Genomic DNA, 26,118 nt, shown 5'->3' with positions numbered 1-26,118 from the left:
TTTATTCCGCAATAAGCCCGCTCCATTCGGCGGAATTATTCGCGATCTATTTGTCTCAATTTAAAGTCCCATTTCGGGACACGTGAGTGCTTCGCTTGACGGCTGATCCGCGCGATAATCGTCGGCTGTTTTGAATTCGCATGGAGCACGTTATGAAGTACCCCTTAACTGTATGGCGCGCCATGTTGCTCGCAATCTCGTGCGTGCTGTTGCAGCAAAGTGGTCTCGTGCTGGCGGCGCAAGACGGCGAGGCCGCCCCCTTGGCTGGCGCGCGGCCGGCCATGAACGCCCTGACCGCGCAGCCGGTCGGCAACGCGCCGGGCGTCGCGGCATCGGGCATCTCAACTACGGCGACCCCTGTCGCCGAATCGCAGGGCAACGTCGCCGAATTGATGCAAATGATCCACGGCGCAAAGTTGAACGAACTGCGCACCACGTATAACGGCAGCTACGGCGCGAGTCTATTTTTCTATCCGCAGGAAATGACGTATTACGTCGCGTTGTTTCAGGACAAACATTTCTGGCGCGTCATCAAGTCCGAAGACGCGGCGCGCGCGGAATTGATCTATGCGGACTTCGTTCTGCAAACGGCGCAACTCGCGGAGGTCGAAATTCGTCGCACGCAGTTGCTGGCGCAGAAGGTTTATATCGAAGACATCATTGCGTTGTCGGAAGACCGCGCGAAACGTCTGCAGGCCGATCTCGACGTAGCGCGTGCGCAGCAGGCCAGGGTCAACGACTACCAGCGGCAAACGCAGAGCGAAGCGGCCGCGTTGCGTTTGGAGAAGGAGAAAGCGCAGGCGCAACTGCGTCAGGTGCAGGGTGAGGTACTGCAACTGCAGCGGCAAACCGAATCGGGATTGCCGCTGCAGAAGTAAGCGTGAGACTGAAAAAAACCCGACCGATTATCGGCCGGGTTTTTTTATGACGCCGTTCCCGGTAGCCATGATCGGCTTACGTCAAGCACTGATCCGCCAAGGTCGGAGCGACGCGCGGACCCGCCGAAGCCGTTTATTTTTTCAATCGGTACACATAGCGCAGCGCGGTGATATCCATACCGCCCATGTGATCCGGTTCCGCGCCCACGAACTGCCAGCCTTGCCGTTCGTAGAAACCGATTGCAGGCGTATTGCCTTCGAGCACATACAGATACAACTGCGCCTCGCCTTGCGCGCGAGTCCAATCCTCGGCGGCGCGCATCAGCAGCTTGCCGACTCCGATGCCCTGATAGCCCGGCAACGCATGCAGGTTGTCGAGCAGCACGCCCCACGCCGATTCCGGCTGACGTTCCGCGCAGACAAAACCAATCGGCTCGCCGTCGAGTTCAGCGATCCGGACGACGCGGCGCTCGCCGCCCGGCGCGCTCAGACGCGCTTCCCAATACGCCGCGCGTTCACGCGTGACTTCGCCGTCGAGGAAGGCGTCGGGCAGCAAACCGCGATAGGTGGCTTGCCAACTGGCGGCATGGATCGAAGCAATCAGAGCGGCATCAGCGAGGGTCGCGGGGCGCAGCGAGAGAGTGCGGTTGGCTTGCATCGGGGTGGCGATCAGCGCGAAGTGGCGGGACGCAAATTCTATCGGGACGACGGCTGTCGTCGGTGGCCGGCGGGGTCTGTAATGATTCTGTATGCATTACGCGACAACGCCAACAACGGTAACATTACGTGGCATGGGCTCGGCCTGTTTCACGATGTTTACCCTGATATCAGCCGAGTGCTTTCAGCATGAAAATGCAGCGCCCCCGGCGCGTTCCTGCTGCCTTGCCAGCGGCAACCGCCTGACCGAAGCCAGTGGATCGTTTCAACTGCCTGATCGCCGCCACAACCGAGGGCGACGGGCTTTCCAGAGAATGTCATGTCTACAGCGACACACGCCACTTCCTCATCCCAGGAATCGAAAGTCAAGACAGTGTTCCGCGTCGTCAGCGGCAACTTTCTTGAGATGTACGACTTCATGGTCTACGGCTATTACGCGTCGGCCATTGCCAAGACCTACTTCCCGAGCGGTAACGAATTCGCGTCGCTGATGCTGTCGCTGTCGGTGTTCGGCGCCGGCTTCCTGATGCGTCCGCTCGGCGCGATCGTGCTCGGCGCGTACATCGACCATCACGGCCGTCGCAAAGGCCTGATCCTCACGCTCGGCTTGATGGCGCTCGGCACGCTCACGGTGGCGGCGATTCCAGGCTACGCGACGATCGGCGTACTCGCGCCGGCGCTCGTGCTGTTGGGCCGCCTGTTGCAGGGCTTCTCCGCCGGTGTCGAACTGGGCGGCGTGTCCGTGTATCTGTCGGAGATCGCGACCAAGGGCAACAAGGGCTTCTACTGCGCGTGGCAGTCGGGCAGCCAGCAGGTTGCGGTGGTGTTCGCGGCGCTGATCGGTGTGGTCCTGAACAAAGTTTTGCCGGCTGACCAGATGGGCGCCTGGGGCTGGCGCGTGCCGTTCCTGATCGGCTGCCTGATCGTGCCGTTCCTGTTCCTGATCCGCCGTTCGCTGCAGGAAACCGAGGAATTCATGGCGCGCAAGCATCGTCCGAGCATGGGCGAGATCGTGAAGACCATGGCCGCCAACTGGGGCATCGTACTCGGCGGCATGGGCATGGTGATCATGACCACGGTGTCGTTCTACATGATCACGGCTTACACGCCGACCTTCGGCAAGGTCGTGCTGAAACTGTCGTCGATCGATACGCTGGTGGTGACCGTCTGTATCGGTCTGTCGAATCTGGTCTGGCTGCCGCTCGCGGGCGCCTTGTCGGATCGGATCGGCCGCCGTCCGGTGCTGCTGGTTTTCACGATTCTCACCATCATTACCGCGTATCCGGCGTTGCAATGGCTGGTCGCCGAACCGTCGTTCGCGCGCTTGCTGGCCGTCGAGTTGTGGCTGTCGTTCCTGTACGGCAGCTATAACGGCGCGATGGTGGTGGCGCTGACCGAAGTGATGCCGGTCGAAGTGCGCACCGCCGGTTTTTCGCTGGCGTACAGCCTCGCTACGACGATCGGCGGCTTCACGCCGGCTATCTCGACGATGCTGATTCACACCACGAGCAACAAGGCGGCGCCGGGACTGTTCCTCGGCGCGGCGGCGATCTGCGGGCTGGTCGCGACCCTGGTGCTGTATCGCACGCCGGAATCGCGCAATCAGTATCGAGCGGCCTGACGCTCGTCGTCCGCCGTTCGGCGGGACAAATAAAAACCCCCGCGCTCTGAAAAAGCGCGGGGTTTTTGTTTGGGCACACGGGAAGCGGAACCGCTTTCCCAATGTCGATAAACAAGCGCCGGCTAACCGTGGCGCAACTCGTTCGCCACCGCTTCGACGACCTCATGCCACGCGCCCGGCTGCGGCTGACGCACGAGCGTCGCGCCCGGATACCAGGGGCTGCGCGCGTCGCCGGTAAACCAGCGCCAATCCGCCGCGAACGGCAGCATCAGCCACAACGGTTTGCGTAGCGCGCCGGCCAGGTGAGCAATGGACGTATCGATCGACACCACCGCGTCGAGCCGTTCGATGATCGCGGCCGTATCCGCGAAATCGCCGATCCGTTTATCGAAGCGATGAATCGACCCCGCGCGCGGATGCGTGTCGAGCGCCGCGCGTTCGTCCGCGCTCAGCTCGGGTTGCAGCACGATCCAGTCGATGCCGTCGAGCGCGAACAGCGGATCGAGCGCGGCGAGCGGCATGGAGCGGGTTTCGTTGGGCTGGATGCGCCCCGTCCACGCAATGCCGATCTTGCGTTTCGCCTGGCCGCCGAGCGAACCACGCCATTTGCGGCCGTAGGCGGCCGGCACGTCGAGGTAGGGCGTGCGTGCCGGAATGCTGTCGTAAGTCGTACCGAGCGCGAGCGGCAAGCTGAGCAGCGGGCAGTGCAGATCGGCGGCTGGGCGCGGCGTGCCCTGGGCGATCAGCGTCACGCGCCAGGCTTGCGCTACGGGCGCCAGCAGCGCCAGCAGCGCAGGCTGCACTTCGAGCACCACGCGCGCGGCGCGTTGCGCGGCGAGCGGCACGAAGCGCGCGAACTGCAGCGTGTCGCCGAAACCTTGTTCGGCGTGAATCAGCAGCGTGCGTTGATCGATCGGTTCGCCGTGCCAGCGCGGCAGCGTCTGAATTGCCGGCTCCGCCATGGTTTGCAGCCGCCATTCGTACTCCGGCAGTCCGCGTGCGAAATCGCGCAGCGCGAGCCACGCCAGCGCGCGGTTCATATGTGCAGACGCGAGGTCGGGACGCTGGCGCAAGGCCTGATCGAACGCGCGCACCGCGGGCGCATGCGCGCCCAGCGCGAGGTGCGCGTTGCCGAGACTGAGCCACGCCAGCGCGAATTGCGGATCGAGACCGACCGAGCGTTCGAGATACGGCAACGCCTGCGCATGACGTCCCAACGCCGCCAATGCATTGCCCATGCCGAAGATGGCCGGCGGCAGGTTCGGCTGCAAGCGCAGCGCCGCTTCGAACGATTTGACCGCTTCGGCGTGGCGGCCGGTAGCGTCGAAGGTATTGGCGAGATTGAAGTACGCGGCGACGAAGCGCGGTTCGGCGGCCAGTGCTTTCTGGAAGCAGGGAATCGCTTCGTCCGCGCGGTCGAGCGCGTTCAGCGACATGCCCATGTTGTTCAACGCGCCGGCGTGGCCGGGGCGCAGTTGGAGCGCGCGCGTGAACGACGCGATCGCTTCCGTGTGCTGGCCGAGCGCGTGCCGCGCGTTGCCCAGATTGTTGTGCGACGACGCGTCGTCCGGTTGCAGACGCAACGATTTCTCGAAGGCGTCGGCGGCGTCTTCATGACGGCCCTGCGACGCGTACGCGTTGCCGAGGTTGTAGTGCGCCATCGGGAACGACGGCGCGAGCGTCAGTGCGTTGCGAAACTGTTCGATGGCGTTGTCGATCTGGCCCAGCGCCTTCAGCGCGTTGCCCAGGTTCAGTTGCAGCGCGGCGTCTTCCGGGCGCAGTTTCACCGCGCGCCGTACGAGCTCGGCGGCTTCGGCGTGCTGGCCCTGCTGATGGCGCAGGACGCCCAGCAGGTGCAACGCATCGACGTGCGTGGGATTGCCCTGGAGCGTTGCGCGATAGTCGCGTTCGGCGTCGTCGAGGCGGCCGTCACGATGCGCCGCGAAAGCGCGGTCAAATACAGGTTGCATGACGGGGGATGGAATTCGGGTGAGGCAGAGGCCGCATTTTCCCACACTCGACGCACCGCGCTCCGATTTGACCGGTCATGTCGATGCGTATAACATGTGAATACCTGTTCATATGTGTGCTGACCATGACGACCGCTGTGGCTTCTACCGTTTCCGACGTTTCGTTTAGCCGTTTCGACGACCGTTCCGCGGACACCATCGTGCCGCTGGCGGATCTGTTTCGCCTGCTGGGCGACCCGACGCGTTTGCGGATCGTGCTGACGTGCGTCGACGGGCGTCGCCCGGTGGGGGCGATTGCGGAGGCATTGGGCTTGTCGCCTTCACTGGTGAGCCACCATTTGCGGCTGTTGCGCGCGGCGCGGATCGTGCGCGCGGAGCGGCAGGGCAAGCAGGTGTTCTACCTCGCCGCGGATCGTCACATCAGCGCGATGCTAACCAACATGCTGGAGCACGTGGCCGAACCGGCCAGCGATTTTCCTGTGGATGCGACATGAAGAATACGAATAACCCGGATCGGGCAGCGGAAGAGCGCGAGGATGAGCACGCGCCGGTGTGGGTCGATGGAGGCGATGCCGCGGCGCAGGGCGGGCACGATCATGAAAGCCAGAGCCACGAGGATAGTGCCGATGATCATGGGAGTGATGAGCACAGCCATGGCGGTCACAGCCACAGTGGTCACAGCCACAGTGGTCACGACCACGGCGGTCACGATGACAGCGGTCATGCCCACGGCGGTGACCATGGCGACCGCGCCCATAGCGGCCACAGCCACGCCGCCCAAAGCCACGCCGGCCACTCCCACGCCGGCCACAGCCACGCCCACGCCCCCATCCCCGGCCACGGCCGCGCGTTCGCGCTCGCCGTCGCGCTGAACGTCCTGATCGTCGTGATCCAGGCGATCTACGGCGTGCTCGCGCATTCCACCGCACTGCTCGCCGACGCCGGCCACAACCTCTCCGACGTGCTCGGCCTGCTGCTCGCCTGGGGCGCCGGCTGGCTCGCCACGCGGCGTCCTTCGGCGCGCTATACGTTCGGTTACGGCAGCTCGTCGATTCTCGCGTCGCTGGCCAATGCGGGGCTGCTGCTGTTTGCATGCGGCGTGATCGTCGCCGAGGCGATCGGCCGTCTGATGAACCCGGCGCCGGTAGCCGGCCTCGCCGTGTTCGTCGTGGCGACCACCGGCGTGGTCGTCAACGGTATTTCCGCTTGGCTCTTCATGCGTGGGCAGAAGGAAGATCTGAACATCCGCGGCGCATTTCTGCACATGGCGGCCGACGCCGGTATTTCGGCGGCGGTCGCGATCAGCGGCCTGGTGATTCTGTACACCAACTGGACGTGGCTCGACCCGGTGATGAGCTTGCTGGTCGTCGCCGTCGTCGTGGTCGGCACATGGGGCTTGTTGCGCGATTCGGTGCGCCTCGCGCTCGACGCCGTGCCGCCCGGCGTCGACCTGCAACGCATCCGCGACTATCTGGCGACCCAGCCCGGCGTTGTCGATGTGCACGACTTGCACGTGTGGGCGCTGTCGACCACCGGCAACGCACTCAGCGCGCATCTGGTGATGCCGGCCGGCCATCCCGGCGACGAATCGCTCGACGCGATCGTCGTCGTGCTGCGGGAGCGTTTCTCGATGCTACACGCGACGCTGCAGGTCGATCTCGGCACCACCCAGCATCATTGCGCGATGGAGCACGCGGGGCACGCGCATTGACGTAGGGCGTAATCCTCTACACAAGGGTCACGCAACGCTCTCGCAACGAGCCACTAGAAAGCGCACCCAAAACCCCCGTCCCAACCCGTCCCACCCGCGCATTTTTGACGCAGCGCATCGTGAAACACCTCACCGGCAGCGTCTCCAGGGTGACTTCGTCAGGGCGTACACTAGAACGCACTGCCGCCTCCGGAGCCCCGCATGGACGTTGCTGCAAACAACGCGTCGCCGGTGCTGATCGTCGGCGCGGGTCCCACCGGACTTGCCGCCGCCATGAGCCTCGCGCGTGCCCACGTTCCCGTGCGTCTGATCGACAAGGCCATGCAGCCGAGCCCGTATTCGCGCGCCATCGGCATCCAGGCGCGCACGCTCGAACTGCTCGAGCAGCATCGCCTGATCGAGCAGTTTCTCGCACTCGGTCATCGCGCGCGCGTGGCCAATCTCTTTTCCAACGGCATGCGTCTCGCGCGGCTCGATTTCGATCCGCTGCACACGCGCTATCCGTATCTGCTGTTTCTCGACCAGGCCGTGACCGAGCGTTTGCTGACCGAGCATCTCGCGACGCTCGGCGTGACGATCGAACGCGGCGTCGAACTGATGAATTTCGCACAAGGCTCCGCCAGCGTTCAGGCGACGCTGCGCCGCGCCGACGGCCACACGGAGACCATGCGTCCGTCCTATCTGATCGCCGCCGACGGCGCGCATAGCGCGGTGCGTCATCGGCTCGGCCTGAGCTTCGCGGGCAAGACCCTCGAACAGACCTTCCTGCTCGCCGATCTGCACGCCGAAACCGATTGGCCCGACGACGAGTTTCATATGTTCGCCTCGAACGACGGTCTGGTCGCGCTGTTCCCAATGGGCCACGGCCGGCATCGGTTGATTGCGGATCATGCGGTCGAGCCGTCGGCCATGGCGCCGGCCGCCACGCCCGCGGTGTTGGGTGAGCCGCCGCTCAACCGCGTGCCGCCGCCGTCGCTCGACGACTGCAAGGCGCTGATCGCGCGCCGCGTGCGCGAACGCGTCGACGTGTCGGATCTCAAGTGGTCCGCGCACTTCCATCTGAACAGCCGGATGGTGGACCGCTTGCGTGTCGGCCGGATCTTTCTCGCGGGCGACGCGGCGCATGTTCACAGCCCGGCCGGCGCGCAAGGGATGAACACCGGCATTCAGGAAGCGTTCAATCTCGGCTGGAAACTCGCCCGCGTGCTGAAGAGCGCGGCGCCGGATCGGCTGCTCGATACGTATCACGCCGAACGGCATCCGATCGAGCGCGACGTGCTGCGTCAAACGGGCTTCGTCATGCAGATGGCCGAAGCCGATCATGGACCGCTCAAGCTGTTGCGCGAGCGGGTCATGCCGGTGCTCGCCGCGCTCGGTCCGTTGCGTGACGCCGCGCGTTTGACGATCAGCGAGTTGTCGATCCAGTACCGGCGCAGTCCGCTCACACTCGAACGGGTGCTCGACGGCGGCCCGCGCGCCGGCGAGCGGGCGCCGGATGCGCTGGTGCATGTGGTGGATGGACCGCTGGGCCGCGCGCCGGGCGTCGGCTGTATTTTCGATCTGCACGACCCGGCGTTCTTCTCGCTGTTTCTGCTGGTGCCGCCGCTGCCGGTCGACGGCACGCCGCTCGATCCCGCCGCGAAACATGCGTCGCCGCCGGACGCGGACCGGGATCGCATGGTGGCGGAAGTCGAGCGCCTGTTGCGGGGCGCGGTGCGTATCTGGCGCATTACCGACACGACCGGCGACGGCGGCCCGGCGCTATCCGAATCGTATGGACGCACACGGCCTTCGTTCTACCTCGTGCGACCGGATGGCTATATCAGCGCGCGCGGGCGCACCGGCACCGATCTGCACGCCTTGCTGCGGCATTGCGAAGCATGGTTCGCGGTGGGCGGTGAGATCCCCGAGCCGACCGCGCTATGACGCGGGCGGCCGCAAAACTGCAACGCTGCAAAGCCGCAACGCATTAAACCGGCGCAGGCACGGCAGGCGTCAATTGCTCGCGATGTTTGAGCAGCGCTTCCCTGACGATCGCCGACATCTCGACGCCGCCCGCTGCCGGTTCATCGAGCGACGCCAGCAACGCGCGCCGCATGCGCGGTTCCCAGAAGCGGTGGATATGATCGGCGATACCGCCCAACGCTTCTTCGCGGTCCGGCATCGAATCGAAAAAATCGCCGATCCGGTTCGCCATGTCGATCAGATTCTGAGTGTCCATGGCTCGCCTCACTTGCCCGAGGTGGCGTTGGCCAGCTCGCGTTGCTTCAGCAGATCGAGCTGTTCGGTGTTGAAGCGCGAATAGTCTTTCTGCCATTGCGACGGCTGTTCGACCGGCATCACCTGCACCGCGGTCACCTTGTATTCCGGGCAGTTGGTGGCCCAGTCGGAGCTGTCGGTGGTGATCACGTTCGCGCCCGATTCGGGGAAGTGGAACGTCGTGTAGACGACGCCCGGCTGCATCCGCTCGGTGACTTTCGCGCGCAACACGGTTTGCCCCGCGCGCGATTCGATGCCGACCCAGTCGTCCATCTTGATGCCACGTTCCTCGGCGTCGTGCGGATGGATTTCCAGACGGTCCTCGTCGTGCCAGCGTGAGTTCTCGGTGCGGCGCGTTTGCGCGCCGACGTTGTACTGCGACAGAATCCGCCCGGTGGTCAGCAGCAGCGGGAATTTGCGCGTGACCTTTTCCGGCGTCGCGATGAACTTCGTAATCACGAACTTGCCCTTGCCGCGCACGAATGTATCGATGTGCATGGTCGGCGTACCGTCCGGCGCGTTCTCGTTGCACGGCCACTGAATGCTGCCGAGCTCGTCGAGCTTCCTGTACGACACGCCGTGAAACGTCGGCGTGAGACGCGCGATCTCGTCCATGATCTGCGAGGGATGCGTGTAGTCCATTTCATAGCCGAGCGCGCGCGCGAGCATCACCGTGACTTCCCAGTCGGCGTAACCCGGCACCGGCGGCATCACCTTGCGCACGCGCGAGATGCGGCGTTCCGCGTTGGTGAAGGTGCCGTCCTTTTCGAGGAACGACGAACCCGGCAGCAGCACGTGTGCGTATTTCGCGGTCTCGTTGAGGAAAATGTCCTGCACCACGATGCATTCCATCGCCGACAGCGCCGCCGCCACATGATGCGTGTTCGGATCCGACTGCACGATGTCTTCACCCTGGCAGTACAGACCCTTGAAGGTGCCATGCACGGCGGCGTCGAACATGTTCGGAATCCGCAGGCCCGGTTCGGGCTGCAGCGTGACGTTCCACGCTTGCTCGAACAGCGTGCGCGTGACCGTATCGCTAATGTGGCGATAGCCCGGCAACTCGTGCGGGAACGAGCCCATGTCGCACGAGCCCTGCACGTTGTTCTGGCCGCGTAGCGGATTCACGCCGACCCCTTCGCGGCCGATGTTGCCGGTGACCATCGCGAGATTGGCGATGCCCATCACCATCGTCGAGCCCTGCGCGTGTTCGGTGACGCCGAGGCCGTAGTAGATCGCGGCATTGCCGCCGGTCGCGTAGATGCGCGCCGCTTCGCGGACGTGTTGAGCCGGCACGCCGCTCAACGCTTCAGTCGCTTCCGGCGCGTTCTCCGGTAGCGAAACGAAATCGCGCCACTGTTCGAACGCGCGCGTGTCGCAACGCTCGGCCACGAAGGCTGCGTTGAACAGGCCTTCGGTCACGATCACGTGCGCCAGCGCGTTCACCACGGCCACGTTGGTGCCCGGCCGCAATTGCAGATGATGCGAGGCTTTCACATGCGGCGTGTCGACGATATCGATCCGCCGCGGATCGACCACGATCAGCTTCGCGCCTTCCCGCACGCGGCGTTTCATCCGCGAGCCGAACACCGGGTGGCCGTCGGTCGGATTCGCGCCGATCACCATGATCACGTCAGCTTTATCGACCGAGGCAAACGTCTGCGTGCCTGCCGATTCGCCGAGCGTGACCTTCAGGCCGTAACCGGTCGGGGAGTGACAGACGCGCGCGCAGGTGTCGACGTTGTTGTTGCCGAATGCGGCGCGCACCAGCTTTTGCACGAGGTACGTCTCTTCGTTCGTGCAACGCGACGAGGTGATGCCGCCAATCGAATCGCGGCCGTGTTGTGCCTGAATCCGGCGGAACTCCGACGCCGCGTAACTCAGCGCTTCTTCCCAACTGACTTCGCGCCACGGGTCGGTGATCTTCGCGCGAATCATCGGCCTGGTGATGCGGTCCTTGTGCGTTGCGTAGCCCCAGGCGAAGCGGCCTTTCACGCAGGCGTGGCCTTCGTTGGCCTGGCCGTTTTTGTGCGGCACCATCCGCACGACCTGGTTGCCTTTCATCTCCGCCTTGAACGAACAACCGACGCCGCAATACGCGCAGGTGGTGACGACCGAATGCTCCGCCTGGCCGAGCATGATCACGGTCTTTTCCTGCAGCGTCGCGGTCGGGCACGCTGCGACGCACGCGCCGCACGACACGCACTCCGATTCCATGAACGGCTGGTTTTCGCTCGCCGCCACGCGCGATTCGAAGCCGCGTCCCGCGATGGTCAGCGCGAACGTGCCTTGCGTTTCCTCGCACGCGCGCACGCAGCGATTGCAGACGATGCACTTCGACGCGTCGTAGGTGAAATACGGGTTCGACTCGTCCTTCTTGTCCTTCAGATGATTCGCGCCGTCGAAGCCGTAGCGCACTTCGCGCAAGCCCGTCACGCCCGCCATGTCCTGCAATTCGCAGTCGCCGTTGGCGGGGCAGGTGAGGCAGTCGAGCGGGTGATCGGAGATATACAGTTCCATCACGTTGCGGCGTAGCGATTGCAGACGATCGGTCTGCGTGCGCACCTTCATGCCGGCTTCGACGGGCGTCGTGCACGACGCCGGATAGCCGCGCTTGCCTTCGATCTCGACCAGACACAGGCGGCACGAGCCGAACGGTTCCAGCGAATCGGTGGCGCACAGCTTCGGCACGTTCACGCCGGCTTCGACGGCGGCGCGCATTACCGAGGTGCCGGCCGGCACCGTCACGCTCTGACCGTCGATTTCCAGCGTGATATCGACGTCGGCATGACGTTCGGGCGTGCCGTAGTCGGTGTCGTCGAAGAACGAACGGGGCGGGCGCAGCGGCGCCTGTTGCAGCGCCTGCGACTTGCACGCGCAGTTGCCTGAGCCGCAGCCGCCGGCAGGGGAGTTGAGCACGTCGGACATGGTGAGCTCCTGGGTCAGGCCGCTTTGGGCGCGTGATGAGGCACGTTCGGGGACGCGTCGGAAGACGCGCCGGCGAGACCGAAGTCTTCGGGGAAATGATCGAGCGCGGACAGCACCGGGAACGGCGTCATGCCGCCCATCGCGCACAGTGAACCGGACACCATCGTGTCGCACAGATCGCGCAGCAATTGCACCTGGCGCGTGGACGTATCGCCGTTGCGGATCCGGCCGATCACTTCGACGCCGCGCGTCGAGCCGATCCGGCACGGCGTGCATTTGCCGCACGATTCGAGCGCGCAGAAGTGCATGGCGTATTGCGCGAGTTCGGCGAGATTCGATGTGTCGTCGTGCACGACCAGGCCGCCGTGGCCGACCACCGCGCCGACCGCCGCATAGGCCTCGTAGTCCATCGGAATGTCCCACTGGCTTTCGGGCAGATAGGTGCCGAGCGGGCCGCCCACCTGCACCGCGCGTACCGGCCGGCCGCTGGCCGTGCCGCCGCCGTAGTCGACCAGCAATTCGCGCAGCGTCACGCCGAATGCGAGTTCGACGAGACCGCCTTGCTTCACGTTGCCGGCCAGTTGGAACGGCAACGTGCCGCGCGAACGGCCCATGCCGAAGTCTTTGTAGAACGCCGCGCCGCGCGCGAAGATCAGCGGCACGGTGGCGAGCGTGATGACGTTGTTGATCACGGTCGGCTGCCCGTACAGGCCGACGAGCGCCGGCACCGGCGGCTTCGCGCGGACGATGCCGCGTTTGCCTTCGAGCGATTCGAGCAACGCGGTTTCCTCGCCGCACACATAGGCGCCGGCACCTTTCGCGACGAACAGCTCGAAGCGATGCGCCGCCGAGCCGAGCACGCTGTCGCCGAGCCAGCCGGCGGCGCGCGCTTTCGCGATGGCCGCTTCGAGCGTCGCGATCGAATGCGGATACTCGCTGCGCACGTAGATATAACCGACGGTTGCGCCCGTCACGACACCCGCGATGATCATCCCTTCGATCAGCATGTACGGATCGCTTTCCATGACCAGACGATCGGAGAACGTGCCCGAGTCGCCTTCATCCGCATTGCAGACGATGTACTTCTGCGCCGCTTTCGCGCCGCGCACCGTGCGCCATTTGATGCCGGCCGGGAACGCCGCGCCGCCGCGGCCGCGCAGGCCGGATTCGATCAACGCTTCGCAGGCGGCGTCGCCGTCGGTGTGCAGGGCCGCGCGCAGGCCGTCGAGGCCGCCGTGGGCAACGTAGTCGTCGACGGAAAGCGGATCGGTGATGCCGATGCGCGCAAACGTCAGGCGCTGTTGCTTCTTCAGATACGGAATCTCGTCGACGAGACCGACGCGCCGCGCGTGTTCGCCGCCTTGCAGGAAGCCGGCGTCGAACAAGGCGGCGACGTCGTCGGCTTCGACATTCGCGTAGCCGATGCGACCTTCGGCCGTTGCGACTTCGATCAGCGGTTCGAGCCACAGCAAACCGCGCGAGCCGTTGCGGACCAGTTCGATTTCGATGCCGCGCTGTGCGGCTTCGGCGACGATCGCCTGAGCCAGCGCGTCGGCGCTGAGCGCCAGTGCGGACGAATCGCAGGGAACGTAAATGCGCGTCATGCCGTCACCTCCACGCGCTTTTCGGCGGCGGCGAGAATCGCGTCGAATTTGTGCGGCGTGACCTTCGCGTGCAAGGTGCCGTTGAGCATCAACGCCGGCGACAGCGCACATTGACCGAGGCAATACACCGATTCCAGTTCCACCGTCGCGTGAGGCTCGTGTTCGGCGTCGAAGCGGCAACCGGTGCGCGCTTCGATATGCTGCGCGAGCGCTTCGGTGCCCATGCTGCGGCAGGCTTCCGCGCGGCACAGTTGCACCGTGACCGGCGCGGCCGGTTGCGTGCGGAAGTGGTGGTAGTAGGTGATGACGCCATGCACCTCGGCGCGCGACAGATTCATCGCTTTGGCGAGCGGCGCGACCGAGGCCGGCGGAACGTAGCCGAGTTCGTCCTGAATCGCATGCAGCACAGCTAGCAGCGACATGCCCGGACGCGCGTGACGCTGCACGAGTTGATCCGGTGCGACGGCGAGGGAATCGTCCAAGTGGGGGCTCCTCCAAAAGTCATATATGCACTTGTATTTCATAAAGCGTGCACTTATGCTTTGTTTATTCGATATGGGATAGCCGAACAATAGGCGGGTGAAATAGCCCGTGCAATAGGAAAGAGTTGAGCATATATGATCAGAATCGAGTGCCAGGCGGAGCTGGTGGTGAAGGGCGCGGACGGCCGCGAGGCCAGCCTGTCGGACGTCGTGCCGCTGCTCGCACTGGTGGACGAATCCGGCAGCATCGCGCAGGCGGCCACGCTTAAGGGTTTGTCCTACCGTCATGCATGGGGTCTGTTGCGCAGCATCGAAGAACGTCTGGGCGGTCCGCTGATTGCGAAGGAGCGCGGCCGCGGCTCGGTGCTCTCCGAACTCGGGCAGGCCGTGCTGCGTGCGCAGCGTCTATGCGGTGAACGGCTCGACGGCAACATGCAGGCACTCGCCAGCGAAGTGGCGAGCGATCTGAACCGCTGGCTCGCGCCACCCGCCGACGACGTGCGCATTTTTGCGTCGCATGGGTACGCGGTGGCTGCGCTCGTCACGTCGCTGGTTGCGCACGATCTGCCGGTCGACATCAAATACCGCGACAGCGCCGACGCCGTCAGCGCACTGGCGCGCGGCGAATGCGATCTGGCCGGCTTCCACTTGCCGCGCGGCGAATTTCGCGCGGCGTGCGCCGATACCTACCGGCGCTGGCTCGATCCGCAGCGCCATGTGCTCGTGCATCTGACGCGGCGCAAGCAGGGACTGTTTCTCGGCAAGGGCAACCCGCGAGGCATTGGCGGTCTCGGCGATCTGGCGCGTGACGACATTCGCTTCGTCAACCGTCAGCCGGGCTCGGGCACGCGCATGCTGCTCGATCTCGCGTTGCGCAAAGTCGGTGTCGATCCGGATCGGGTGAATGGCTATGCGTCGACCGAGCTGACGCATTCGGCGATCGCGGCGTTCGTGGCGAGCGGCATGGCGGACGTGGGCTTCGGTGTGGAGCCGGCGGCGCATCACTTCGGGCTCGACTTCATTCCGATCGTCGACGAAGACTATTACTTCGCCTGCGACCGCAGCCGTCTGGAACGCGCGCCGCTCGCGACGGTGATCGAGTTGCTGCGCGGCGCCGCGTTCCGGCATAGCGTCGATCAGCTCGAAGGCTACGATCCGCAGGAATGTGGCACGCTGGTCGACCTCGAAGTCGGCCTCGGCGTGGCGGCGTAAGCAGCCGTAACCATCTACGTGGGTTCGGCGCTGCGCATGGCGCCGGTTTGCGATACGCTCTAAGCTTTCGTTTTCGCCTCAATCGCGCGAGTCGTCGCGCTCAATCGCTATGAAAGCTCTTCTTCACGCATGGGTTGCAGTTGCTGCAACCGGTATGGTTCTCGCCACTGCTCCGGTCGCGTTCGCCCAGAATTCGCCCGGCGTGCCGGGCGGGATCCTGAATGACCAGTTCCGTCTTGCCGAGCATCCGCAAATGCCGTTCGCTGCGTCGGCGCCGTCGGACAAGTATCAGTCGAACAAGAAGTCGGCCATGCGCAAGCGCGGCGACAATGGCGACCCGAACGGCTGTAACCTGCAGTGTCCTAAAGACGAGTAACGCGGGAGAAGGTCTTCCGTCTGATTTGTCATGCGACGCCGGCTCGATGCCGGCGTTTTTTCGTTTGAGCGTGCGTTTCACCGGTGCGCTTATCGCGCGGCGGCCGTTCAGGGCTTGGCGGTGTGCCACATGTCCTTGAACCCATTTCCCTTTTCATCGCCGGACTGCTTGTCCGCCGCGTAGCGGTACAGCGGATAGCCCTTGTACGCCCACTGCTGTTTGCCGTCCGCTGCGGGGATCAGCGTCCAGTCGCCCGACGGCTTATCCATCGAGCCGGCCACCGCGGCGGGCCAGTAACTCATGCAGCCCCCGGTGCAGGCGCTGACGCCGGGCGTGGTGTCTTTGTCGAAGGTATAGAGCGTCATGCCGTCGGCGGTGACGAAGCGGCCGTCGACCGCCTTGGGCGCCTCGGCGAACGCGCTGGGTTGCAGGGCAAAGAGGCTGACAAGGGCGACGCCGAAGAGTGTCTTGCGCATGATGTGGGCTCCTGGTTTGACCGCGTACGGTTTCGAGTTTGTGCAGCGCGGGTCATGCCCGCGCTGCCGGTTTGCGTGCGTGCCAGTCTTAAACGGATCAGGACGGTGATTTATTCCATGTCATACGACGTTACCGGGTTCGTGAGCGCCCGGTTTCATTGGCGTGACTATTTAATGTGAAAATTAATGTTCCGAATTTTCTAATTATTTGTAAGAAATTTCGGGGTAAATTTTTTAATTATGTCTGGTTGGGTTGTTTCGTCATGGAATGGTTGGTGATTGGCTCGCGTTATCCGGGGTTGGAGGAAATATCTCGCTTCCTGGTGGCGACACCTTCGTCCTGAGCCTTGTTCAGCAAGTCTGAATGAAATTAATTGAGAATGAAAATTCCCCGTTTGGTGGGTAGCACGACCCGATGGGTTTATTGAGTTAGGTCGGATTTGTAAAATAAAGCAAAGGTTCTTCTACCAAAAAAATATGCTGATAAGATTTTATTCGCTTCAGGAGTTAAGAAATTCTTGTGGGCTAATTTAATTTATCGACTTATTCAAAAAGGTACCTCAAATGCAAAAAATCAATCGTAACGAACTGGCTAAATCCGCTGTTGCAGGCGGCTGCTGCAAGTGCAACTCGCAGCCGGCTCAGGCGCCGGTGAAGAGCACGCCGGTCCCGGCGAACACGCGCTCGTAAGCGTGTAGCGCGCACTGGGGCGGTTCCTGAAGGATCGCCCCAGTGCCACGATATGGGCTGTGGAGTTGAAGATGGAATCGAGGCGTACCGCGTCAGCCTTACTGACTTTGCTACGCAACCAATTGGCGTATGCGTGGCGCAGCGCGTGGGGGGCGTTGATGGCTCGCCTGCCGCCTTCGGCTATTGAGCCGTGTGCCTCGGTTGTGTGCAAGTTTCTGGGTCTCGTCAGCGCGCGCAAGCGTTGGCAAGGTATCGCGCGCCTGGAGATCGGGCGAGATGTGCTGCAACTGGCGCCGCTCGATAAGAGTCGTGTCGCCGCAGGATATTTGCGCGAGAAGCTGATCGATCAACGTATTTACTTCGGCCGCTTATCGCGCGGTAGCGAAGCGTGGCCCGACCTGCAGCGCGTCGCCGCCGCACTGGCCGGGAAAATCCGCCAGCTTCAGGCCGAGGAACCGGGTCGTCCTGTCATCGTGTCGCCGTTTCACTACGTGTCGCAATACGCAAACATTTACGTCATCGACGAATTGCGCGCGCTGCTCGGACTCGAGTCGATTGCGGTCGTGTCCGGCGTGCCGCGCGACATGTATGGCAACGATCACGCGCTTATTCCCGGCGTCAACGTGCTCTACACCTATGGCGAAGACGACCGCAACGGACTTGGCCTGCGCGTCGCCCGCGCGTTGAAGCGCAGCGGCGTTGTGGTGTTGTTTGCCGATGTGCCGCCTTTCGCGTTGCATCGCTATCCGATGGAAACCGTCGGTGTTTCGCTGTTCGGCCGTGACGCGCGGATTCACAACGGCGTGTTCCGACTTGGCGCGCCATTCGGCGCCATGCTTTTGCCATTTTATTTGCGTTTCGAACGCGGTCGCTTCAGTGCCGAACAGTTCGATCCGCTACCCCTTGCCGCCCCTGATGCCGTGCAGCAACTCGCGCATTGCATCGAAACGGCGGTTACCCACAACTATCCAGACTGGCTAGTCGCCGGACATCCGTCGATGTACGCGTTCGCGCCAGTCCGCTAGACCCGTCCGCACGGCGAGGGCGACTGCGACGGCAACACCGACGCAGCCGTGCAACACCACACCCGCCGCAGTCAGGCGGATCGACACAGCGCCGGGCGCTATCCGGCAGCAATGAAGCTATGGAACCTATCAATCTCCCGCAGTTCAGGGACGTCTCGTGGCGTTGGATCGCCTATGCGACATCGTCGCTAGTGGCGATCGCAACCCTATTCGCCTTCTTCCACGACGTCGAACTGAAACAGGACGTGCGTGCGGAAATCGTCTCGCCCGCCGAGGTCAAGATTCAGGGGCTGACCGGACTCGTTTCGGCGATCTACGTCGAGCCGTCCGCGCGCGTCGCGCAGGGGGCCGCGCTGTTCCGGCTCGATCGCGATCTCTCGCTGGCGAGCGACGGTCAACAACGCCCGGCGTTCGACGAACAGATGCGCGACGAACAGATTCGCACGAGCGAAGCCCAATACGCGCAGCGCAAAGCGGATCTGTCCGCGCAATGGGATGCCGCACGCGTCGCCGTACAAAGCCGGCGAGCGGAAATCATGGCGCTGGGCGAGCAATTGGCGCAGAACCGCGAACTGTCGGACGAAGCCGGCCGCAAACTGACGCGGCTCGAATCGGTCGCCGACTACGTCACCGCGGACCGGGTCGAGCAGGCGAGGGCCGATACGCATCAGGCGAAAGTCGCGCTCGCGCAGGGCGCCGCGCGTCGCCAGCAACTGGGTGCAGAACTCGGCGCGGCGATCGGCACGCAAACGGGCCTCGGCGCCCAGCTCAACGAGCTGGAGGCGCGCCACGCCCGCGATCTGCAGGACATTCGCGTGCGCTTCGAACAAACCCGTCAGGACGCGACGATTTCCGCGCCCAAGGCTGGCGTGGTTACTTTTTCAGGGCTCGTGCCGGGCCGCACGCTTGCACCGGACGACGTCGCGCTCGTCATCTCGACCGGCGAAAAGGGCGGTTTGCGCGCGGCACTGCGCATCCCTTCGCGCCGACGTGGCTTTGTCCGCGAAGGGCAGATCGTGCGGCTGAAGTTCGACGCGTTTCCGTACGCCAAATTCGGCAGCTATGAAGCGCGCATCGATTCGATTTCGCGCACGACCGTGCGTTCGGCGATCTCGCGCGGCGCCCCGTCGAAGTCGCCGGGTCCGGACGGCGACTACATGGCGTGGGCCACGCTGAGCGGCGACCAGTTCCACTTCGAGCGGCAACGCTTCGACATCCTGCCCGGCATGGCGGCGACGGCGAGCATCGTGATCGAGCGCCGCACCATCGCCGAATGGGTGCTCGCGCCGCTGTTCCGCGTGCTACGAGGCTGACCATGCGTGCGATCTATCAGAACGAAGTCGCCGAATGCGGCTACGCGTGTCTCGCCATGGTGCTGTCGCATCTTGGGCGCGCCACGGAAGTGCGCGAATTGCAGGCGTTCAGGCCGGTGTCGGCCAACGGCCTGACGCTCATGGATCTCTACGACGTCGCCGTCGAATTCGGTCTCGCCGTGCAGGCCTACCGGTTCGACGGCGGCGATCTGCCACGCGTGAAGCGTGGTTCGATCCTACATTTCGGCGGCGCGCATTTCGTGGTGTTCGAGAAGTGCGGGCGTGGTTACGTGCAGGTGATCGATCCGGCCAGCGGCCGCCGGCGCATTTCGATGGACACCTTCGTGGCCAACGTGTCCGGCTATCTGCTCGAATGCGCGGCGACGCCGCTCATGCCGCGCATCCGCGACAAGTCTCGGGTGCCCGCCGCGCTCGCTCGTGTGCGTGCGCTGAATCCGCAACTCAAGGCGCAGATCGCCAAGGTGATGTTCGTGGCGCTCGGCAGCCAGTTCGCGATCCTCGCCATGCCGTACCTCGGCAATCTGGTGCTCGACGACGTGGTCGCCGCCGACAACCTGAATCTGCTCAACGTGCTCATGCTGACGTTCTCGGGCATTTTCGTCGCCGGCGCGTTGAGCCACTACGTCGAAACGTACCTCGTCGGACTGCTGCATGGTTTCGTGCAGATGAACATGACCGAGGGGCTGCTGTTGAAGCTGTTGCGCAATCCGATTCCGTACTTCGAGAAGCGGCACGTCGGCGATCTGTTCGCGCGCGTGAAGGCGCAGGACGAAATCAGCATCTTCACGACGCGCACTACCATCGCGCTGTGCATCGACATGGTGGTCGGCACCTTGGCGCTCGCGCTGATGCTGGTGCAGAGCCCGCAACTCACGGTGATCGCGCTGCTAATTTTCACGGTCTACGTTGCCGTGTCGTTCGCGCTGTTTGCGCGAATGCGCGATACCCACGCGCTCGTGTTGGAAGAATCAGCACGCTGCGACGACACGCTGATCGAGACGATACGCGGCGCGTCGCTGATCAAGCTCTCGCAGGGCGAGACGCGGCGCACCGCGATCTTCATGGCCAAATACCGCGCGTATACCGCGGCGCTAGTGCAAAACAGCAAGCTCGGCAGCGCGCGCGACGCGATCCTGAAGCTCGTCAATTACGCCGACATGATTGCGATCACCTGGTTCGCGGCGCGGCTGATGCTGGGCGGCGTGATCTCGGTGGGCGTGTTCTATTCGTTTCTGATCTACAAGTCGCTGCTGTCGGAGCGCTTTGCGCGTTCCATCAACGCGGCCTTTGAGTATTTCATGCTGAGCGTGCCGGCGGCGCGGGTCGGCGACATCGTCGACTGCGAGGCGGAGCGCTACACGCCGCCTGCCGACACGCATAAAACCGTCGAGGTGCGCAGCTTCGAGCGCATCGACGTGCGCGACGTCACGTTCCGCTACGGCGTGTCGGATCAGCCAGTGCTCAAGCGCGCGAACATCGTCATTCGCCGCGGCGACAAGATCGTGATCACCGGTTCATCGGGCAGCGGCAAGTCCACGCTTTTCAAGCTGCTTGCGGCGGCTGAGCCGCTTCAGGACGGCGAGATCACGCTGAACGGCATTGCGTGGCCGAACCTCACCGTCGACGAAATCCGTCGCCACGCCGTGCATATGCGCCAGGGCGATCTGATCCTGCATGGCTCGATTGCGGAGAATGTGTCGCTGTTCGCCGGCAACGCGGACGAAGCCCGCATTCACACCTTGCTCGACGACGTCGGTCTGTTGCCCGACGTAATGCGTTTGCCGATGCGCACGCGCACGGTGATCAGCGACACGATCGCGAATATTTCCGCCGGGCAGCGGCAGCGTCTGCTGCTTGCGCGCGCGTTGTATCAGCAACGTGAGCTGCTGTTGCTCGATGAGCCGACGTCGAATCTCGATCCGACGTCGGTGCGGCAGATCGTGGCTTTGTTGCAGCGCCTCGAGCGAACGGTCGTGGTGATTACGCACGACATGTCGCTCGCGGCGTCGTTCGACACGCGTTACCGGTTGGTCGAAGGCGAGTTGGTGTGCGAGGCGCGTGCGGGCGTGATGGCCCATGACTAGGCGCACGGTGCCGGGCTGGCTCTGGCTGATCGCGCTCGCCTGTGTCGCGCTGGCGAGGCCGGCTGCGGCGGTCGATCTGTCGACGGTGGTCGAGCAGGCCACCGACCACGACGCGGATCTCGCGGCATTCCGTGCGGGCTCCAAAGCGGCCCAGCAGGCGCTGCCCAAGGCGCGCGCCGGGTTTTTGCCGCAAGTCGCGGGCGGCTGGGGGCGCGCGTACAACAGTACGGTGATGGAAGGTTTTCCGCGTAACACCTACTGGCAGAACGGTTGGAGCGTCACGCTGACGCAGCCGGTCTTCGACTGGAGCCGCTGGACGGTTTACAAGCAGGCAGACGTGATTGCGGCGCGCGGCGTGCTGGAGGTGGCGAGCGCTCAGCAGTCCTCCATCGTGCAGGCGGTGCGCGCGTATTTCGACGAGCTTGCCGCTGAAGACGAGCTGACGCGCGCCAACGACTACGCGATGGCCCTCGATTTGCATTTCGACCAGTTACGCCGTAGGCAGGCGGCGGGCGAGGCGACCGTGATCGACCTGCAGGAAGCCGACGCGGCGCGCGAGCAGGCCCAGTTGCAGCAGCAGGACGCGCGTAGCGAGTTGCAGCTTAAGCGGCTTGCTTTGGAACAACTCACGGGGCAGCCCTTTGCTGCGTTGTCGCGGCTGTCGGACAGCGCGGCCATGCCGAGGTTGGACCCAGTGGACGGCGAGAATTGGGCCTCGCAGGCCGAAACCCACGACTTCCGGGTGCAGTTGAAGCAGATCGACCGACGCCTGGCGGAACTGGAGGTCGAGAAGGCGCGGGCGAGACATCTGCCGGTCGTGAACCTGTCGGCGAGTCACACGCCGGCGGGCGCCGCATCCGGCTACTCCCGGCCGACAACGACCACGACCGCGATGTTGTCGATCACGATTCCGCTGTTCGAAGGCGGCGAGACTACTGCCATCGTCGACGAAAAGCTCGCGCTGGAAGACAAGGCGCAGGACGAACTGCTGGCGGCGCAACGCGTCGCGAGTGCGACGGCGCGCGAGAACTGGTCGCGCGTTCGCAACGGCGCGGCGCGGGTCGATTCGCTGACGCGTTTGATGCGGACTTCGCGCGCGGCGCTCGACGCGACTCAGGTGGGTTATAAGGTGGGCAGCCGGACCAGCACGGATGTGTTGCGCGCGTCGGATGCGTTGTACTCGACTCGGCGGGATTGGATCCGCGCACGCTACGCGACGATTGTGGCGTTGCTGCAGCTTAAGGCTGCGACGGCGGCACTGGATTTTGACGAGGTGGAGCGGGTGAATGGGTTGCTGGTGAGGGCGGGTGGTGGGGCGGCGAGCGTGGCTGTGAATGGGCTCGCGAATGAGGCTCCTGCACATGCAATTGCGAACAGAACTGCGGTTGTGACGATCGAGCGGCCGCCCAGCAGTGCCGCGGCCGTGGGTCAGACCATTCCCAAGCATCGCGCTGACGGATGGGCCTCGCCTTCGGCCTCAGCCTCAGCCGCCGCAAACGCACTCCAAACCTGGCGCGCCTCGACGCTAACGGAGCAGTAAACGCGTAGCGCGTTTGCATCGAATCGCTCGCCGGACGCCGGCAACAAAAAACCCCGAGAGCTCGACGCTGTCGGGGTTTTTCATAAAGCGCGGCACCGGTGCGGTGTGCGCGATGTCTGGTGGAGGCGGCGGGAATCGAACCCGCGTCCAGAAGCACTCTACGACTAGTTCTACATGTTTAGTTCTGTCATTTGATTTAACCCGAGCGACGCGGACGAACACGCTGCACTAAGGCGATTCACTAGGTTTTCGACCCGGATGTCGTGACACCACCAAGGCTTAACTGACGTATATGACCTCTGTCGGTATTGCTACCGGTCTTGCGACTCTAGCCCGTCAGTGAACTAGGCAGAGGACGGCGGCCCTTAGGCTGCCAGTGCGAACGTTTCGTCGTTTGCAGTTACGTTTTTCCCATTGATTAACGAGGTGACGGGTCCTCGACATGCCCTAGCCGCTTCGCAACCCCTGTCGAAACCAGGTCGCCCCCGCGGTTCGTTGCTCAAAACCTCTGAACCAACGTAGATTTTACAATAGATTGACGGCCGCGTCCTGACTCATTGGCAAAGCGAATGCGGCGGCGCGCTGCGTTCGCTTTGCTGCGGCATTCATTGAGACTCAACCGATGTCGCGCAGCAGCTTTTGCAGTTCCGCCGGCGACTGAACGACGTGTTGCGCATGCCATTGCGTCGGCGGAATGTCGTTGCCGCAATAGCCGTACGCGGCGGCGATTGTTTTCATGCCGGCGGCGAAGCCTGCCTGCACGTCGCGCAGGTCGTCGCCGACGTAGACGATGCGCTCCGGCACCACGTCCAGCTCACGTGCGGCGTGCAGCAACGGCGCGGGGTGGGGCTTCGAGTGCGGTGTCGTGTCACCGCTCACGATGCAGCCCGCGCGCTCTTCCAGACCGAGCTGGGCGATCAGCGGCTCAGTGAGCCGGGCCACCTTGTTCGTGACGATGCCCCAGCGCACGCCGCGGGCGTCGAGCTCGTCCAGCATCTCGGGAATGCCCGGAAACAGCGTGGTCTCGATGCACAAGTCCGCCTCGTAGTTGGCGAGGAATTCTTCACGCATCGACGCGAACTCGTGACTGTCGGGGCCGACGCCGAACGCCCCACCAATCAGCCCACGCGCGCCGGCGGAGGCGAGCGGCCGCAGGTCTTCGAGCGGCACCATCTCGAGCCCGCGATCGTGGCGCATCTTGTTGACGGCGGCGGCGAGATCGGGCGCCGTGTCGGCTAGCGTGCCGTCCAGATCGAATAGGACGGCATGGCAAAGACCTAAGGCATCCTCGTTGTCTTCGCGTTGGGGCAGGGGCGTGGGATCGCTCATTGATGGGTTCGGGTCGGCAGGTCGTGGCGAATCAGACGTCGCGGCGGCAGGCGAGCATGTAGTTCACGCTCGTGTCGGCGGACAGCGCGAAATGCTTGCTGAGCGGGTTGTAGACGATACCTTTGATGTCGGCTGTGCGCAGCTCGGCCGCGCGCACGAAGCTCGCCAATTCCGACGGGCGAATGAAGCGAGCGTAGTCGTGCGTGCCCTTGGGCAGCATGCGTGCGATGTATTCGGCACCGATCACCGCAAACAGGTACGACTTCACGTTGCGGTTCAGCGTGGAGAAGAACACCCAGCCGCCGGGCTTCACCAGCGTTTTGCAGGCTTCGACAATGGCGGACGGCTCCGGCACGTGCTCGAGCATTTCCATGCAGGTGACCACGTCGTACGTGCCCGGTTCGCGGGCGGCGAGCGCCTCGGCGGCGATTTCTTCGTAGTCGACGGTGACGCCGCTTTCAAGACTGTGAAGATCGGCCACGCCGAGCGCCTGGTGCGACAGGTCGATACCTTTGACGTGCGCGCCCAGGCTAGCCATGGACTCCGACAGAATCCCGCCGCCGCAGCCGATATCCAGCACCTTCTTGCCCGCGAGAGGCGCATGAGCGTCGATCCAGCTCAGACGAATGGGATTGAGTTCGTGCAGCGGTTTGAATTCCGCATTCGGGTCCCACCAACGATGTGCAAGGTCGCTGAATTTCTGCAGTTCGTGGGGATCGGCGTTGGTCATAGCGGAAGCTGCCTCGATGAGAGCGGTGAGCGGGCGCTCGAGGATAAACCCTGAGTATATAGGTCGAGCGACAGGGCGGCAAAATGCCGCGTCGTTCTGGGGCGCGATCCATGCCGTCGTGCCGTGCGGGGTCGCTCGTGAATCTGCAAGACGCGTGTATCTGCGCGTGGGAATCCGCCTCGACACGCCTTCGATCTGCGGGAAAAACAGGCATAAAAAAAAGCCCCGCCGAAGCGGGGCTTTGATACTGCGGTAACTTGGAGCTTATTGCTTCGAAGTACCGACAACTTCGACTTCCACGCGACGATCCGGTGCGAGGCAGGCGATAAGTTGCTTGCGGTTCTTCTGGTTGCAACCGGTCGTGACCGGGTTGCGCTTGCCCTTGCCTTCCGTATAGATACGGTTGGATTCGATGCCCTTGCTGACCAGGTATGCCTTGACAGCTTGAGCGCGGCGCAGCGACAGACGATCGTTGTACTTGTCCGAACCGATACGGTCCGTGTAACCCGTTGCAACGACGACTTCCAGGTTCAAAGCGCCGATCTTCGATGCGAGATCGTCCAGCTTTTCCTTACCGCCCGGCTTCAGGATTGCCTTGTCGAAGTCGAACAGCGCGTCAGCTTGATACGTAATCTTTTGGCTGGTGATCGCCGGTGCAGGTGCGACCGGAGCCGGCGGGGTCGGAGCCTGGGCAACCAGGGCGCCATCGCACTTTGCGTTGGCCGTTGCCGGCGTCCAGAATGCATCGCGCCAGCAAAGTTCGTTCGTGCCGTTCATCCACACGTATTCGCCGGTACCATTCACCCAGTTGTCGTTCGTAGCTTGTCGCGACGCCGGCACCGACTGCGCCATGGCGGATGCAGCCATAACTGCGGTAGCTGCAATGAACGCGAGCTTTGAAAGTTTATTCATATTTCTCCTCTCGAAATTGAGATTACCGCAGGTTTACTGCGAGCCTGTTGACGAAGACAAGTCATACATTGCTCGAAGTATAACATCGGTGTAGAACAAAAAAGCGTGCTGTGTAGACTTCGAGCAGTGTCTAACTCTTTGTGCGTTGGCATTTTGCCATATCGTTCCCTTCCCACGATAAAAAAATCTGCCCCCAATCAAATCGCCCTTCAATTGTGGTGCATGCGCAACAGAAGCAATCCGCTGGAGGCTCCGCCAGTCATGGCTGAGCGGCGGATTGCCCCACGCACGAATCGCGCC

At 63.6% G+C, this 26,118-nt stretch carries 22 protein-coding genes and 1 other RNA gene; 12 read left to right on the top strand and 11 right to left on the bottom strand.

Features of this window, described 5'->3' with window-relative positions:
• The first annotated feature begins 152 nt into the window (after positions 1 to 152).
• Positions 153 to 878, top strand: a complete 726-nt coding sequence (locus FA94_RS05555) for a DUF2968 domain-containing protein (RefSeq protein WP_035547637.1) — start codon at positions 153 to 155, stop codon at positions 876 to 878.
• A 133-nt stretch (positions 879 to 1,011) separates the two neighbouring features.
• Here FA94_RS05555 and FA94_RS05550 read toward each other — a convergent pair whose 3' ends face one another.
• Positions 1,012 to 1,536, bottom strand: a complete 525-nt coding sequence (locus FA94_RS05550) for a GNAT family N-acetyltransferase (protein ID WP_035547634.1) — start codon at positions 1,534 to 1,536, stop codon at positions 1,012 to 1,014.
• Between the two features lie 318 nt (positions 1,537 to 1,854).
• Between FA94_RS05550 and FA94_RS05545 the strand changes: the two genes are divergently transcribed.
• A complete protein-coding gene (locus tag FA94_RS05545; protein WP_035547631.1) occupies positions 1,855 to 3,156 on the top strand; it encodes an MFS transporter in 1,302 nt (433 codons plus the stop codon).
• A gap of 122 nt (positions 3,157 to 3,278) precedes the next feature.
• On the opposite strand, the gene FA94_RS05540 is transcribed toward FA94_RS05545, so the two are convergent.
• Positions 3,279 to 5,126, bottom strand: coding sequence for a tetratricopeptide repeat protein (locus FA94_RS05540; RefSeq protein WP_035547628.1), 1,848 nt, complete (start codon positions 5,124 to 5,126; stop codon positions 3,279 to 3,281).
• A gap of 125 nt (positions 5,127 to 5,251) precedes the next feature.
• Here FA94_RS05540 and FA94_RS05535 point away from each other — a divergent pair, with 125 nt between their 5' ends.
• From FA94_RS05535 to FA94_RS05525, 3 genes are all read left to right on the top strand, one after another.
• On the top strand, positions 5,252 to 5,620 hold the full coding sequence (locus FA94_RS05535) for an ArsR/SmtB family transcription factor (protein WP_035547625.1): 369 nt from the start codon (positions 5,252 to 5,254) through the stop codon (positions 5,618 to 5,620).
• Positions 5,617 to 6,837 carry a cation diffusion facilitator family transporter gene (locus FA94_RS05530; RefSeq protein WP_035547622.1) on the top strand — a complete coding sequence of 407 codons (1,221 nt, stop codon included), beginning with the start codon at positions 5,617 to 5,619 and terminating at the stop codon, positions 6,835 to 6,837. Before FA94_RS05535 ends, FA94_RS05530 begins: the two co-directional genes overlap by 4 nt.
• A gap of 201 nt (positions 6,838 to 7,038) precedes the next feature.
• A complete protein-coding gene (locus tag FA94_RS05525; RefSeq protein WP_035547619.1) occupies positions 7,039 to 8,763 on the top strand; it encodes an FAD-dependent monooxygenase in 1,725 nt (574 codons plus the stop codon).
• 43 nt (positions 8,764 to 8,806) lie between these two features.
• Here the strand turns inward: FA94_RS05525 and FA94_RS05520 are convergent, their stop codons facing one another.
• Genes FA94_RS05520 through FA94_RS05505 form a run of 4 tightly spaced genes read right to left on the bottom strand, consistent with a single transcriptional unit; the run spans position 8,807 to position 14,110 of the window.
• Positions 8,807 to 9,058 carry a formate dehydrogenase subunit delta gene (locus FA94_RS05520; RefSeq protein WP_035547616.1) on the bottom strand — a complete coding sequence of 84 codons (252 nt, stop codon included), beginning with the start codon at positions 9,056 to 9,058 and terminating at the stop codon, positions 8,807 to 8,809.
• Positions 9,059 to 9,066: 8 nt separating this feature from the next.
• Positions 9,067 to 12,024: a formate dehydrogenase subunit alpha gene (fdhF, locus tag FA94_RS05515; protein ID WP_035547612.1), complete on the bottom strand. Its 2,958-nt coding sequence runs from the start codon at positions 12,022 to 12,024 to the stop codon at positions 9,067 to 9,069.
• Between the two features lie 14 nt (positions 12,025 to 12,038).
• Complete coding sequence (locus FA94_RS05510; protein WP_035547609.1) at positions 12,039 to 13,628, bottom strand: formate dehydrogenase beta subunit; 1,590 nt, start codon at positions 13,626 to 13,628, stop codon at positions 12,039 to 12,041.
• Positions 13,625 to 14,110, bottom strand: a complete 486-nt coding sequence (locus FA94_RS05505) for an NAD(P)H-dependent oxidoreductase subunit E (RefSeq protein ID WP_035547606.1) — start codon at positions 14,108 to 14,110, stop codon at positions 13,625 to 13,627. Before FA94_RS05505 ends, FA94_RS05510 begins: the two co-directional genes overlap by 4 nt.
• 135 nt (positions 14,111 to 14,245) lie before the next feature.
• On the opposite strand from FA94_RS05505, the gene FA94_RS05500 reads away from it, so the two are divergent.
• Together FA94_RS05500 and FA94_RS05495 are read left to right on the top strand one after the other, a co-directional pair.
• Positions 14,246 to 15,322: a substrate-binding domain-containing protein gene (locus tag FA94_RS05500; RefSeq protein ID WP_035547603.1), complete on the top strand. Its 1,077-nt coding sequence runs from the start codon at positions 14,246 to 14,248 to the stop codon at positions 15,320 to 15,322.
• Between the two features lie 109 nt (positions 15,323 to 15,431).
• Positions 15,432 to 15,698 (top strand): hypothetical protein, encoded by a 267-nt coding sequence (locus FA94_RS05495; protein WP_035547600.1) that lies wholly within the window; start codon positions 15,432 to 15,434, stop codon positions 15,696 to 15,698.
• Between the two features lie 107 nt (positions 15,699 to 15,805).
• On the opposite strand, the gene FA94_RS05490 is transcribed toward FA94_RS05495, so the two are convergent.
• Positions 15,806 to 16,174: a COG4315 family predicted lipoprotein gene (locus FA94_RS05490; protein WP_035547598.1), complete on the bottom strand. Its 369-nt coding sequence runs from the start codon at positions 16,172 to 16,174 to the stop codon at positions 15,806 to 15,808.
• 564 nt (positions 16,175 to 16,738) lie between these two features.
• On the opposite strand from FA94_RS05490, the gene FA94_RS39720 reads away from it, so the two are divergent.
• The 5 genes from FA94_RS39720 to FA94_RS05470 all read left to right on the top strand — a co-directional run bounded on the left by FA94_RS39720 (position 16,739) and on the right by FA94_RS05470 (position 22,847).
• Positions 16,739 to 16,864, top strand: a complete 126-nt coding sequence (locus FA94_RS39720; protein ID WP_279614171.1) for a hypothetical protein — start codon at positions 16,739 to 16,741, stop codon at positions 16,862 to 16,864.
• 71 nt (positions 16,865 to 16,935) lie between these two features.
• Positions 16,936 to 17,889, top strand: a complete 954-nt coding sequence (locus tag FA94_RS05485; RefSeq protein ID WP_035547595.1) for a lysophospholipid acyltransferase family protein — start codon at positions 16,936 to 16,938, stop codon at positions 17,887 to 17,889.
• A 119-nt stretch (positions 17,890 to 18,008) separates the two neighbouring features.
• Positions 18,009 to 19,202 (top strand): beta-barrel domain-containing protein, encoded by a 1,194-nt coding sequence (locus FA94_RS05480; RefSeq protein WP_035547592.1) that lies wholly within the window; start codon positions 18,009 to 18,011, stop codon positions 19,200 to 19,202.
• A gap of 2 nt (positions 19,203 to 19,204) precedes the next feature.
• Positions 19,205 to 21,307, top strand: coding sequence for a peptidase domain-containing ABC transporter (locus FA94_RS05475; protein ID WP_035547590.1), 2,103 nt, complete (start codon positions 19,205 to 19,207; stop codon positions 21,305 to 21,307).
• Entirely contained in the window at positions 21,300 to 22,847 is a 1,548-nt protein-coding gene (locus FA94_RS05470) for a TolC family outer membrane protein (protein WP_081935711.1), read from the top strand. The genes FA94_RS05475 and FA94_RS05470 overlap by 8 nt, the downstream gene beginning before the upstream one ends.
• Positions 22,848 to 22,964: 117 nt before the next feature.
• Here FA94_RS05470 and ssrA read toward each other — a convergent pair.
• From ssrA to ompA, 4 genes are all read right to left on the bottom strand, one after another.
• Positions 22,965 to 23,334, bottom strand: a transfer-messenger RNA (tmRNA) gene (ssrA, locus tag FA94_RS37535).
• A gap of 128 nt (positions 23,335 to 23,462) precedes the next feature.
• Entirely contained in the window at positions 23,463 to 24,176 is a 714-nt protein-coding gene (gph, locus tag FA94_RS05465; protein ID WP_035547587.1) for a phosphoglycolate phosphatase, read from the bottom strand.
• Positions 24,177 to 24,207: 31 nt separating this feature from the next.
• Complete coding sequence (gene ubiG / locus FA94_RS05460) at positions 24,208 to 24,906, bottom strand: bifunctional 2-polyprenyl-6-hydroxyphenol methylase/3-demethylubiquinol 3-O-methyltransferase UbiG (protein WP_035547584.1); 699 nt, start codon at positions 24,904 to 24,906, stop codon at positions 24,208 to 24,210.
• Positions 24,907 to 25,170: 264 nt separating this feature from the next.
• Positions 25,171 to 25,818: an outer membrane protein OmpA gene (gene ompA / locus FA94_RS05455; protein WP_007180879.1), complete on the bottom strand. Its 648-nt coding sequence runs from the start codon at positions 25,816 to 25,818 to the stop codon at positions 25,171 to 25,173.
• Between the last annotated feature and the right edge of the window lie 300 nt (positions 25,819 to 26,118).

It is taken from the genome of Burkholderia sp. 9120 (assembly GCF_000745015.1).
In the GTDB taxonomy this organism is placed as follows: Bacteria; Pseudomonadota; Gammaproteobacteria; order Burkholderiales; family Burkholderiaceae; genus Paraburkholderia.
The sequence above is the reverse complement of the archived record's forward strand: the minus strand, read 5'-3'. Positions and strand labels throughout refer to the sequence as shown.